We start from the raw sequence: 11,895 nt of genomic DNA, 5'->3' as shown, positions 1-11,895 counted from the left end.
AGGGCGCAAATATCCATTTACGGAGTGTATCGGAATGAACGTCGATCTGAATGCAATGTCCTTGAAAGAATTGAAGGAACTTCAGGGACAGGTGGCAAAGGCGATCGCGAATTTCGAGGATCGTAAGAAGAAGGCGGCCCTTGCCGAGCTGGAAGAAAAGGCGCGCGAACTAGGCTTTTCGCTGGCAGAATTGACCGGCGCCACCGCGCCGCGCAAGCGCGCCCCGGCAACGGCGCGCTTTGCCAATCCCGCCAATCCGGCGGATACATGGTCGGGCCGTGGTCGCAAGCCGCGCTGGTTCGCCGAGGCGCTGGCCGCAGGGCGCAAGCCCGAAGATCTGGCGATCTGATCAGGCGGCTGCCTGCAACCATTTCACGAAAGCCCGCGTCGCGGCCCGCTGCGGCCCCGGCGCGGTGACGATGAAATAGGCGGGCAGGTGATCCTTGCTGTCATGCAGCAGGATCAGCCGCCCCTCTTCCAGATCATCCTCCATCAGGGCAAGGCTTTCCACCACCAGCCCCAGCCCCTGCCGCGCCGCCGCCAGCGACAATTCCTCATTCACGAAATCCGTCCGGCTTAACCGGGCCGGATCGAGGCCGAGGCTGGCAAGGTAATTCTCCTGCTCCGGCCAGTCGCGGGCAAGGATCCAGTCCATTTCCTGCATCTCGGGCAGGGTCAGCGTGGGCTGCCCCTCCAGCAGCGCGGGCGCCGCGGCGACGGCCATCCGCGCCGGGGCGAGAAAGCGCGACGTCACCCCCGGCCAGTCGCCATTGCCGTAGCGGATGCCAAGATCCATGCCGTCCCGCTTCAGATCCGACACCCGGGGATCGGGATGCAGCGACAGGGCGATGTCGGGATGCTGGTCCCAGAAATCCTTGAGCCGGGGCATCAGCCATTGTGTGGCGAAACTGGCTGTCAGGGTGATCCGCACCGGGCGATCCGACCCCCCGGCCTTCAGCGCGGCGACACCGGCGGCAATGGTGCCGAAACCATCGCCCAGAGATTGGGCCAGTTGCTGCCCTTCGGCTGTCAGCGCCATCCCGCGCCCGTCACGGGCGACAAGCGGGGTATCCAGCATCCCTTCCAGTGCGCGCACCTGCTGGGCCACGGCGGCATGCGTCACATTCAGCGCGCGCGCCGCCTGCGAAAAGCCGCCAAGTTCCGCCACCGCAGTAAAGGCGCGGAGCGCGGAAAGCGGGGGAAGATCGCGCCAGTCGATGGTCATATGAAAGTTGAGATTACATATCTGAAAGATTTCTGACTCGGAGATATCACCTGCACGCTGTATTTCAAGCGCATCCTCAGTCAGGAAAGGAACAGAAAATGTTACAGATCTTTGCCGAAGCCCTGCTTCTGGCCACGGGCCAGCGGCCGGACCAGCCCCGCCGCGACAAGCGTCAGCCCGCCCCGCAGGATGGCACGCGCGGTGCCGAACGCCCCGGCCCCTACACGCCCCCCAATCAGCTGGGTGGTTGAACCGTGCAGGCTGCCAGCAGTTCGGAATGTCGTGACACGTAATCCGCCCGCACCACCGCGGGCGGACGCAATCTGATTTCCAGACCGCGCAGGATCAGCGCATCGGGTTTGCCGAAGAAACGATCCGCCTCTTCCGTCGAAAATCCGGCAATCTGCACCGCCTCCAGCCAGGCGGAAACCTTGTCTGCCGCCTTGATCGCCTTCTTGATCGGCGCGGGCAGCACGGTGGGCAGGCCAAAGCGCAGATGCACCGCCGCCGTCAGACGTTCATCCAGCGCCCCATAGCCGGGGCCGACCGCCGCTTTCACCGGGCTGATCATGTCGCCGATCACGTATTCCGGCGCGTCATGCAGCAGTGCGGCCAATTGCCACCGCACGCCGATGCCCGGATGGGCGCGGGAAAAGATCTGTTCCACCAGCAGCGAATGTTCGGCCACGGAATAGGGCCAATCCCCGCGTGTCTGCCCGTTCCAACGCGCCACGAAGGCAAGTCCGTGGGCGATATCCTCGATCTCGATATCCATCGGCGTCGGATCCAGCAGATCCAGCCTGCGGCCGGACAGCATCCTTTGCCAGGCGCGGGGCTGTTTCATCGACCTTTGTCCCCTTCCTGTCATACCAAGGTTAACCACCGTTCCATTGTCGTAGACGGCTTCACATGCTATCTCGCGCCCCAAACAAAGGTTCAAGGAGCAACGGCACATGCCGAAGGATTACGTCGTCAAGGATATCGCGCTGGCAGAATTCGGGCGCAAGGAACTCACCATCGCTGAAACGGAAATGCCGGGCCTGATGGCCTGCCGCGAAGAGTTCGGGCCATCGCAGCCGCTGAAGGGTGCGCGGATCGTGGGTTCGCTGCACATGACGATCCAGACCGCCGTGCTGATCGAAACGCTCAAGGCGCTGGGCGCCGATGTGCGCTGGGCCTCGTGCAACATCTTCTCGACCCAGGATCACGCCGCTGCGGCCATCGCGGCGGCAGGGATCCCGGTTTTCGCGGTGAAGGGCCAGACGCTGGAAGAGCATTGGGATTACCTCGACAAATCCTTCATGTTCCCTGAAGGCGCGAACATGATCCTTGACGATGGCGGGGATGCGACCCTGTACGTTCTTCTGGGCGCACGCGCCGAGGCGGGCGAAGAGATCCTGCCGGTGCCGCAATCGGAAGAAGAAGAAGTCATCAAGAAGCAGATCCACAAGCGGATGAAGGAAAGCCCCGGCTGGTTCACCAAGACCAAGGCCGCGATCAAGGGCGTGTCCGAGGAAACGACGACCGGCGTGCATCGCCTGTACGAACTGCACAAGAACGGCGCGCTGCCCTTCCCGGCGATCAACGTGAACGATTCGGTCACCAAGTCGAAGTTCGACAACAAGTATGGCTGCAAGGAATCGCTGGTGGACGGCATCCGTCGCGCGACCGATACGATGATGGCCGGCAAGGTCGCCGTCGTCTGCGGCTATGGCGATGTGGGCAAGGGTTCGGCCGCCAGCCTGCGCGGCGCGGGCGCGCGGGTGAAGGTCACGGAAGTGGATCCGATCTGCGCCCTTCAGGCCGCGATGGACGGGTTCGAGGTGACGCTGCTGGAAGATGAGGTGGCCACCGCCGACATCTTCATCACCACCACCGGCAACAAGGACGTGATCCGCATCGAGCATCTGCGCGAGATGAAGGATATGGCCATCGTCGGCAATATCGGCCATTTCGACAACGAAATTCAGGTCGCGGCCCTGCGCAACCACAAGTGGACGAACATCAAGGATCAGGTGGACATGATCGAGATGCCCTCGGGCAACCGCATCATCCTGCTGTCCGAGGGGCGTCTGCTCAACCTCGGCAACGCCACGGGACATCCGTCCTTCGTGATGTCGGCCTCCTTCACCAATCAGGTGCTGGCGCAGATCGAGCTGTGGACCAAGGGGCAGGACTATGCGCCGGGCGTCTATATCCTGCCCAAGGCGCTGGATGAAAAGGTCGCGCGCCTGCATCTGAAGAAGATCGGCGTGAAGTTGACCGAGCTGAAGCCCGATCAGGCCGCCTATATCGGCGTGAAGCCCGAAGGCCCGTTCAAGCCGGAACACTATCGCTATTGATCGGCCGTCTGGCCGGAACTGCACCCGGAAAACCCCCGTCTGGCCCCGTGCCGACGGGGGTTTTTGCTGGGATCGTCCCGGATTTGTCCATGGCCGAGGCGGAAACCTGTTGCAGCACGGTCTTTCGTCCTTAACCATGGTCGGCGGCGGCAGGACTGCGCCGAATTCAGGGAGCGATTGAAGACCATGAGCAAGCGAGCCGAACTTATTGCGAAATATGCCGAGGATCTGAAGACCAAGTGCAAGATGGTGCCGGACATGGCGCTTCTTGAGAAGGTAACGATCGGCTGTGGCCCCGCCATCTATAGCGCGGACAGTGAAACCGTGGCCGGTTCCGATGCGGGCGAGCTTGAGACGGTGAAGAAGAACTTCCTGATCAAGAAACTCGGCCTGCCGGATTCGCCCAAGCTGATGGAAGCGATCAACGCGGTGATTGATACCTATGGCCGGTCGGAACGGAACAAGTATCGCCCTGTTGTCTATTACATGCTGGTCAAGCATTTCGGTAAGGAAAAGGTCTACGGCTGACCGCCTTGCCATGACGCCGGGCGTCCGCGCCGATGGGGCGGGCGCCCGACATTCTTGGTTTGACTAAAATGCCCGGGGCTTCTTCTTTGCCGAATCATGACCGTGCTGCCACTGTGACAACAGGGCAGTAGGTCCGGATCCCTTTTTCAGATCACGCGTGGTGCACGGGGAGCGCGTGGGGTGGATGGAGGGTTCCGTAGGGGTGCGGGGCCCTCCATTTCGTTTCACGCGGGCAACCCGCCCATCCGGCAGATGATGGCCCATTCCTCGGCCGTCACCGGTTGCACCGACAGGCGGGTGTTGTTCACCAGTGCCATCTTCTCCAGCCCCGGTTCGACCTTGCACTCCTCCAGCGTCACAGGGTTCGGCAGCGCTTTCACGGCACGCACCATCACGCAATCCCAGCGGGGATCATCGGTCGTGCTGTCGGGCGCGCTTTCGCGGATCACCTCTACGATGCCGACGATCTCTTTCCCGATGTTGGAATGGTAGAAGAACCCCAGATCCCCCACCTTCATCGCCCGCATGTTGTTGCGCGCCTGATAGTTCCGCACGCCGGTCCATTCCTCGCCCGCATCTCCCTTGGCCGTCTGATGCGACCAGCCAAAGACATCCGGTTCCGATTTGAACAGCCAATACGCCATCAGCCGATGACCTTCTTCCACTCCCGGATATCGACCGACTGGAACAGCCCGGCCCGGGCATAGGGGTCATTGGCCGCCCAATCCCGCGCCTGATCCAGCGTATCGACCGTCAGGATCACCAGCGACCCGGCCATTTCGCCCGTCTCTGTCAGGAAGGGGCCTGCCATTTCCACGATGCCGGAGGTCTGGATATGCTCCAGATGCGCGGGGCGGTTTTCTTGCCGGATGTGCAGATGGCCGGGCTTGTCGATGCAGATCAGCGCAACGCGCATGGGTCACTCCTTTTTCAGCGGGCGGGAAAGCAGGCTTTGTATGGCGGTGGGCAGGTCAACGGCACCGTCGATCAGCAGGGCGACCATGCGGGTGATGGGCAGATCCAATCCACGCTTTTCAGCAAGGTTAGAGACGGCTTTCGCCGTCGCAGCCCCCTCTACCGTCACAGTCGGATCAAAGCCCTGCCCTGCCCCCAGCGCATGGCCGAAGCGGAAGTTGCGCGACTGGGCCGACGTGCAGGTCAGCACCAGATCGCCAAAGCCCGACAGGCCTGCCAGCGTTTCGGCCCGCGCCCCCAAGGCAAGGGCAAGTCGCTGCATTTCGGCATACCCCCGCGTCATCAGGGCGGCGCGCGCGCTGTCACCCAGACCTGCGCCGATCACCACGCCTGCGGCAATGGCCACCACATTCTTCAGCGCGCCGCCCAGTTCCGCCCCCGTCACATCGTCGCTGCGATAAAGCCGCAGCACCGGTGTTGCCAGCAGATGCTGCAACCGTTCGCCCGCCGCAGCATCGGCGCAGGCCAGCGTCAGGGCCGTGGGCAGGCTGCGCGCGATATCGGCGGCAAAGCTGGGGCCGGTCAGCAGGGCAACGGTGGCGGTCGGGCACTGTTCTTGGATCACCGCCGTCGGCCCGGTCAGCGAGGCGAGGTCGATCCCCTTGCAGCAGGCGACCAGCGGGGCATCGACCAGCGTCGCCCCCTGCTGCGCCAGAAACCCGCGCAAGGCCTGCATCGGCAGCGACAGCAGCACCGCTTCCGCCCCCGCAAGATCCGCGATTTCCGCTGTAACAGAGACGTTTTCGGGAAGAACCACACCCGGAAGCCGCGCGCCGTTCACCCGCGTCGCCCCCATGTCGCGCACCTGCGCCGCATCCCGCGCCCATAGCGTGACCGCACGCCCGTTCCGCGCCAGTGCGACGGCCAGCGCCGTGCCAAAGGCCCCGGCGCCGATCACGGCGATCATGCCTTGGCCCCCTTCTTGCCGGATCCGATCATCGGCGCCGCGCTGGCATCCAGCGGCCAGCGCGGGCGCGCGACCAGATCCGCATCCCCGCCCAGACCGGCGCGGAACCGCTCGATCCCCGCCCAGGCGATCATCGCGGCATTGTCGGTGCAAAGGCGCAGCGGCGGGGCAAGGAACCGCACGCCCTGCTGTGCTGAAACAGTCTCTAACCCTGCCCGAATGGCCGCATTGGCGGCCACGCCCCCGGCCACGGCCAACGCGGGCGCGGCAGGGTTCAGCGCCAGATACGCCAGCAGCGCCCGGCGCGTCTTTTCCGCCAGCACATCCGCCACCGCCGCCTGAAACCCGGCGCAAAGATCGCGGCGGTCCTGCACGGTGATCCCGCCCTGTTCCGCCACCAGCGCATCCCGCGCCCGCAGCAGCGCGGTTTTCAACCCCGAAAAGCTCAGATCACAGCCCGGCCTGTCCAGCAGCGGGCGGGGAAAGGCGAACCGCGCGGGATCGCCCTGCGCGGCCTCACGCTCCACCGCCGGGCCGCCCGGCTGTGGCAGGCCCAGAAGCTTGGCCGTCTTGTCAAAGGCCTCGCCCGGCGCATCGTCGATGGTGCCGCCGATGCGGTGGAACCGGTCCACCCCGTCCGCGATGAGGAACTGGCAATGCCCGCCCGAGACGAGCAGCATCAGATAGGGAAAGGGCAGGCCATCGGTCAGCCGCGGTGTCAGGGCGTGGCCGGCAAGGTGGTTCACCCCAAGCAAGGGTTTGCCCGATCCGGCGGCCAGACCCTTGGCCAGCATCACGCCCGACAGCACCCCGCCGATCAGCCCGGGGCCGGATGTCACAGCGATGCCGTCCAGATCGGCCAGCGTTACCCCCGCCTCGGCCAAGGCCTGTTCGACGCAATGATCCAGCCGCTCGGCATGGGCGCGGGCGGCGATTTCCGGCACGACACCGCCGAAATCGGCATGCAGCGCCACCTGCCCCTGAACGACAGAGGCCAGCACCTTCGGCGCTCCGTCCGGCCCGTGCCGCACCACAGCGGCGGCGCTGTCGTCGCAGCTCGATTCGATGCCAAGGAAGGTGAGCGTTGCCATATCCGTTGCCCGCAGGGTTCAACCCGGGGTAACACCCTGCGCATGGCCCCGCAACACCACGCCCTTCCCATCTTGCTGACACGGCCCGCCGATCAGGCGGCGCGGTTCGCGCAGGACCTTGCCGCGCGCTTCGGCAACCGCCTGCGCCCGGTGATCAGCCCGCTGATGGTGCCGCGCTTTCTGGCGCCGGATTGGCCCGATGCGCCCTATGCGGCCCTGATCCTGACGTCGGAAACCGGGGCCGAGGCGGCGGCGCGCTTGCGCGCTGCGGGCCGGGCGCTGCCTGACCGTGCCATCTGCGTGGGTGACCGCACGGCACAGGCCGCACGGGCCGCGGGGTTTTCCGCAACCTCGGCCCAAGGCGATGCCGAGGCGCTGCTGGCCCATATCCTTGGTTCTGGCGAATCTGGCCCCTTCCTGCATCTGCGGGGCCGCGATGCGCGGGGCGACATCGCCCCCCGCCTTGCCGCGCAGGGCCGCCCGGCCCATGCGGCGATTGTCTACGCGCAAGAGGCGCAACCCCTGACCGATGCGGCCCGCCACGTGCTGGCGGGCCAAGACGCGGTGATCGTTCCCCTCTTTTCGCCGCGCACGGCGGCGCTCTTGGCAGAGCGTGGCCCCTTTGCCGCCCCCCTGCTGGTGGCGGCGATCAGCCCTGCCGCCGCCGCGCGGGCCGATGCCCTGGCCCCCACCCGTCTGGTGACGGCAGGCCGCCCGGATGCGGCGGCGATGCTGGATGCGGTGGAGTCGCTCATTTCCGATCCGGCTTCTTGAACCTGCAACGGTCCGGGCATTAGGGTGGGCATGACGCTGCCCTGTCCGGCGCGCAGAAGGAGCCGACGATGGCCAAAGGCAAGACCGAGGATCCCGCCCCCCCACAGGATGATGCCGATCTGATGGCCGTGGTGGACGCGACCGATCCGCAAGCTGCGGCAGTGACCGACGCCCCGTCCGAACCCGCACCCCGGGAGAAACTGGCCGACGCGCCGGCATCGCCGCCCCCCGCCCCGCGGGGTGGCAGCGGCGCAGGGGCCTTCTTTGGCATGGTGCTGGGTGGTGTGGTGGCAGCGGGTGCCGGTTTCGGCCTTGCGCGTGCGGTGCCTGATCTCCTGCCGATGGGCGGGCAGGGAGAGCTTGCCGCCACGGTCGCCGCGCAGGCCGAAGAGATTGCCGCCCTGCGTGCCGATCTTGCCGCACGGCCCGCACCTGATCCGCAGATCGCGGAACGGCTGGCGGCGCTGGAGGCCGCCCCCGCGCCCACCGCCCCCGTGCCGCCCGCGCTGGAAGAGCGCCTCGCCGCGGTCGAGGCGGCGCTGGCCGATCTGCAATCCCGCCCCTCGGCCGGGGGCGCCCCCGCGCCGGAACTGGTGGCGGAACTTGACGCGCTGAAGGCGCAGGTTGCCACGCTCAGCGCCGGGGGCAGCGTTCCGGCCGATGTGATCGCAGCAGCCGAGGCTGCCGAGGCGCGGCTGCAAGAGGCACAGGCCAGCGCCGCGGCACTGGCGGCCGAGGCCGAGGCCGCCGCCGCCACAGCGCGGCGCAACGCCGCCATCGGGCGGATCACGGCGGCGCTGGACAGTGGCGCCCCCTATGCCTCGGCCTTGGCCGAGCTTGGCGGTGATGCGCCGCCGGTGCTGGCCGACAATGCCGCCGTCGGCCTGCCGACCGTGGCCGAACTGGCCGACAGCTTCCCCGAAGTGGCCCGCGCCGCGCTGGAAGATGCGCTGCGGGCCAATATGGGCGAAAGCTGGACGGACCGCGTATCGAATTTCCTGCGCAGCCAGACCGGCCTGCGGTCGCTGACCCCGCGCGAAGGCAACGATCCCGATGCGATCCTGTCGCGGGCCGAGGCGGCGCTGGCGCAGGGCCGCGTGGCCGATGCGATCGGCGAACTGGACGCGATGCCCGAGGCGGGCAAACCCGCCCTGTCGGACTGGCTGGCGCAGGCCCGCCTGCGCGCCGAGGCCGAGGCCGCCGTCGCCACGCTGGCCGCGAACTGATGGGGGGCGCGGGATGATCTGGTCGCTCACCAAGGTTTTGCTCTTTCTTGTCATCGTGGCCGCGCTGACACTGGGTGCGGGCATCCTGCTGGATACCGGGGGCGGGATCCGCATCGCCGCCGCCGGTTATGAATTCACCCTTGGCCCCTTGCAGGCGCTGATCACCTTTCTGGTGATGATCGTGCTGGTCTGGCTTCTGATGCGGCTGGTCGGGCTGATCGTCGCGGTGCTGCGCTTCCTGAACGGGGATGAAACCGCGATCAGCCGCTATTTCGACCGCAACCGCGAACGCAAAGGGTTTCAGGCCCTGTCCGAAGGATTTCTCGCGCTGGCGTCGGGCGAGGGGCGGCTGGCCCTGAACCGCGCGATCAAGGCCGAGAAATACCTTGCCGATCCGCATCTAACGACGCTGCTGGTCGCGCAGGCGGCCGAGGCGGCGGGCGACACCCGCCGCGCGACAGAGGCCTACAAGGAACTCCTGTCGTCCGAGACCACCCGCTTTGTCGCGATCCGGGGGCTGTTGAAGCAGAAACTGGCCGAAGGCGATACGGAGACGGCGCAAAAGCTGGCCGCCAAGGCGCTGGAGTTGAAGCCCCGGCATCTGGAGACGCAGGATATCTTGCTGAAACTGCAGGCCGAAAGCCGTGATTGGAAGGGTGCGCGGTCCACCCTCGGGGCCAAGCTGAAGGCAGGCGCCCTGCCGCGCGATGTCTATCGCCGCCGCGATGCGGTGCTGGCGCTGCAACAGGCGCAGGGCGTGATGGCCGAAGGCGCCAGCATCGAGGCGCGCGAAGCAGCGATCGAGGCGAACCGCCAATCCCCCGATCTGATCCCCGCCGCCGCCATGGCCGCCCGGGCCCTGGCCGACAAGGGCGACAAGAAAGGGGCCACGCGGGTGCTGAAAAAGGCATGGGATGCCAAGCCGCACCCCGATCTTGCCGCCGCCTTCGCCGATATCGAACCGGACGAAACGCCTGCCCAGCGGCTCAAGCGGTTCCGCACGCTGGTGGCCAACCACCCCCAGCACGAAGAGACCCGCCTTCTGATGGCCGAACTGCACATCGCCGCCGAGGATTTCCCCGAGGCGCGCCGCGCGCTGGGTGACATCATCCAGACCCATCCCACGCAGCGTGCCATGGCGATCATGGCGGCCATCGAACGCGGCGAAGGGGCCGATGACGCGGTGGTGCGGGGCTGGCTCGCCCGTGCGCTGACCGCCCCGCGCGGCCCGCAATGGTGCTGCGACAAATGCCATGCCGTGCATGCGATCTGGGATCCGATCTGCGACAATTGCGGCGGGTTCGACACGCTGTCCTGGCGCGAGCCGCCCGAACGCAGCGGCCCGTCCTCGACGGGGGCAGAACTGCTGCCACTGATGGTGACCCCCCCCAAACCCGGGCCTGAGGTGGTGGAAGACCCCGCCTCCACCGCTACCCCCGCGCCGGAGAAAGAGCCCGAAGTCATCGACCTTGAGGCGATTGTGCGCAGGGGGGGCTGAACGCCCGTTGCCTGCGCCTGTTCCATGGGCATATGCCGCATAAAACGGCCGTGTTTACCAAGGGTTAACCTTTTTGCCGCCGCAAGGAAATCTGCTCTCATCACGACATTAAGTCTTGCGCCGCGCCCCCGTTGCGGAAATAAAATTTCGTCATAACTGAGTGCCACAAACGGAAATTCGGGAGGATTTTAATGGATCGTCGCTCATTCCTGACCAAGGCCACTGTCGGTGGTGTTGGTGCCGCCGCGCTGGCCGCCCCGGCCATCGCGCAGACCGCCCCCAAGGTGACCTGGCGTCTGACGTCGTCATTCCCCAAATCGCTGGACACGATCTACGGCGCGGCCGAGGTCCTGTCGCGCATGGTGTCCGATGCGTCCGAGGGCAACTTCACCATTCAGGTCTTTGCCGCCGGTGAACTGGTCCCCGGCCTGCAGGCCGCCGATGAAGTTACCGCCGGGAACATCGAGGCCTGCCACACCGTGGGCTATTACTACTGGGGTAAGGATCCCAGCTGGGCCGTCGGCGCGGCGGTGCCGTTCTCGCTTTCGGCGCGCGGGATCAACGCATGGCACTACCACGGTGGCGGGATCGACCTTTACAACGAATTCCTTGCCACGCAGAACATCTTCGCCCTGCCGGGCGGCAATACCGGCGTGCAGATGGGTGGCTGGTTCCGCAAGGAAATCAACACCGTGGCCGATCTTCAGGGTCTGAAGATGCGGGTCGGCGGCTTTGCCGGCAAGGTTCTGGAAAAGCTGGGTGTCGTGCCGCAGCAGATCGCCGGTGGCGATATCTATCCGGCGCTGGAAAAGGGCACCATCGACGCGGCCGAATGGGTCGGCCCCTATGATGATGAAAAGCTCGGCTTCCAGAAGGTCGCGCCCTACTACTACTACCCCGGCTGGTGGGAAGGTGGCCCGACGGTCCACTTCATGTTCAACAAGGCGCAGTATGACGGCCTGCCGCCGCAGTACCAATCGCTGCTGCGCACGGCCTGCCAGGCGGCGGATGCCAACATGCTGCAGATGTATGACTACAAGAACCCCACCGCGATCAAATCGCTGGTCGCAGGCGGTGCGCAACTGCGCCCCTTCTCGCCCGAGGTTCTGGAGGCCTGCTTCAACGCCGCCAACGAAGTCTATGCCGAGATGGAGGCGACCAACCCCGCCTTTGCCAAGCTGTGGGGATCGGTGAAGGCCTTCCGCAAGGAGAACTACACCTGGGCGCAGGTGGCGGAGTACAACTACGACACCTTCATGATGCTGCAGCAGAACGCCGGAAAGCTCTGATCGCAGGGCATCACGCCAAAGCAAAACCCCCGGTCGCAGG

The 11,895-nt window shown here is 65.9% G+C and carries 14 protein-coding genes; 8 read left to right on the top strand and 6 right to left on the bottom strand.

From position 1 onward, the window contains the following. Window positions 1–34: 34 nt before the first annotated feature. Entirely contained in the window at window positions 35–349 is a 315-nt protein-coding gene (locus tag GU920_RS07040) for an H-NS histone family protein (protein ID WP_161766208.1), read from the top strand. On the opposite strand, the gene GU920_RS07035 is transcribed toward GU920_RS07040, so the two are convergent. Next, window positions 350–1,225 carry a LysR family transcriptional regulator gene (locus GU920_RS07035; RefSeq protein ID WP_161766207.1) on the bottom strand — a complete coding sequence of 292 codons (876 nt, stop codon included), beginning with the start codon at window positions 1,223–1,225 and terminating at the stop codon, window positions 350–352. It lies immediately after the preceding gene. A gap of 98 nt (window positions 1,226–1,323) precedes the next feature. Here GU920_RS07035 and GU920_RS07030 point away from each other — a divergent pair, with 98 nt between their 5' ends. After that, window positions 1,324–1,476, top strand: coding sequence for a hypothetical protein (locus GU920_RS07030; RefSeq protein ID WP_161766206.1), 153 nt, complete (start codon window positions 1,324–1,326; stop codon window positions 1,474–1,476). Here the strand turns inward: GU920_RS07030 and GU920_RS07025 are convergent. Further along, window positions 1,461–2,069, bottom strand: a complete 609-nt coding sequence (locus GU920_RS07025) for an HD domain-containing protein (RefSeq protein WP_161766205.1) — start codon at window positions 2,067–2,069, stop codon at window positions 1,461–1,463. The two genes, GU920_RS07030 and GU920_RS07025, sit on opposite strands and share 16 nt — an antisense overlap. A gap of 109 nt (window positions 2,070–2,178) precedes the next feature. Between GU920_RS07025 and ahcY the strand changes: the two genes are divergently transcribed. Next, window positions 2,179–3,567, top strand: coding sequence for an adenosylhomocysteinase (gene ahcY / locus GU920_RS07020; protein ID WP_161766204.1), 1,389 nt, complete (start codon window positions 2,179–2,181; stop codon window positions 3,565–3,567). Window positions 3,568–3,753: 186 nt separating this feature from the next. Then, window positions 3,754–4,095: a DUF2853 family protein gene (locus GU920_RS07015; protein WP_161766203.1), complete on the top strand. Its 342-nt coding sequence runs from the start codon at window positions 3,754–3,756 to the stop codon at window positions 4,093–4,095. 224 nt (window positions 4,096–4,319) lie between these two features. On the opposite strand, the gene GU920_RS07010 is transcribed toward GU920_RS07015, so the two are convergent. The 4 genes from GU920_RS07010 to tsaD are packed head-to-tail and all read right to left on the bottom strand — an operon-like array spanning window position 4,320 to window position 7,068. After that, on the bottom strand, window positions 4,320–4,739 hold the full coding sequence (locus GU920_RS07010) for an EVE domain-containing protein (protein ID WP_161766202.1): 420 nt from the start codon (window positions 4,737–4,739) through the stop codon (window positions 4,320–4,322). Next, window positions 4,739–5,011, bottom strand: a complete 273-nt coding sequence (locus GU920_RS07005; protein ID WP_161766201.1) for a YciI family protein — start codon at window positions 5,009–5,011, stop codon at window positions 4,739–4,741. Before GU920_RS07005 ends, GU920_RS07010 begins: the two co-directional genes overlap by 1 nt. 3 nt (window positions 5,012–5,014) lie before the next feature. Further along, window positions 5,015–5,977: an NAD(P)H-dependent glycerol-3-phosphate dehydrogenase gene (locus GU920_RS07000; protein ID WP_161766200.1), complete on the bottom strand. Its 963-nt coding sequence runs from the start codon at window positions 5,975–5,977 to the stop codon at window positions 5,015–5,017. After that, on the bottom strand, window positions 5,974–7,068 hold the full coding sequence (gene tsaD, locus GU920_RS06995; RefSeq protein WP_161766199.1) for a tRNA (adenosine(37)-N6)-threonylcarbamoyltransferase complex transferase subunit TsaD: 1,095 nt from the start codon (window positions 7,066–7,068) through the stop codon (window positions 5,974–5,976). Before tsaD ends, GU920_RS07000 begins: the two co-directional genes overlap by 4 nt. Before the next feature lie 72 nt (window positions 7,069–7,140). Between tsaD and GU920_RS06990 the strand changes: the two genes are divergently transcribed. The 4 genes from GU920_RS06990 (at window position 7,141) to GU920_RS06975 (ending at window position 11,855) form a co-directional block, all read left to right on the top strand. After that, a complete protein-coding gene (locus GU920_RS06990; protein WP_235933104.1) occupies window positions 7,141–7,842 on the top strand; it encodes a uroporphyrinogen-III synthase in 702 nt (233 codons plus the stop codon). Window positions 7,843–7,910: 68 nt separating this feature from the next. Further along, window positions 7,911–9,068 carry a COG4223 family protein gene (locus tag GU920_RS06985; RefSeq protein ID WP_161766197.1) on the top strand — a complete coding sequence of 386 codons (1,158 nt, stop codon included), beginning with the start codon at window positions 7,911–7,913 and terminating at the stop codon, window positions 9,066–9,068. Between the two features lie 13 nt (window positions 9,069–9,081). Further along, window positions 9,082–10,566: a heme biosynthesis protein HemY gene (locus tag GU920_RS06980; protein WP_161766196.1), complete on the top strand. Its 1,485-nt coding sequence runs from the start codon at window positions 9,082–9,084 to the stop codon at window positions 10,564–10,566. Window positions 10,567–10,757: 191 nt separating this feature from the next. Then, complete coding sequence (locus GU920_RS06975; protein ID WP_161766195.1) at window positions 10,758–11,855, top strand: TRAP transporter substrate-binding protein; 1,098 nt, start codon at window positions 10,758–10,760, stop codon at window positions 11,853–11,855. Window positions 11,856–11,895 lie beyond the last annotated feature (40 nt).

It is taken from the genome of Paragemmobacter ruber, assembly GCF_009908315.1.
GTDB lineage: Bacteria > Pseudomonadota > Alphaproteobacteria > Rhodobacterales > Rhodobacteraceae > Paragemmobacter > Paragemmobacter ruber.
This window is presented reverse-complemented; position numbering and strand designations above follow the sequence as displayed.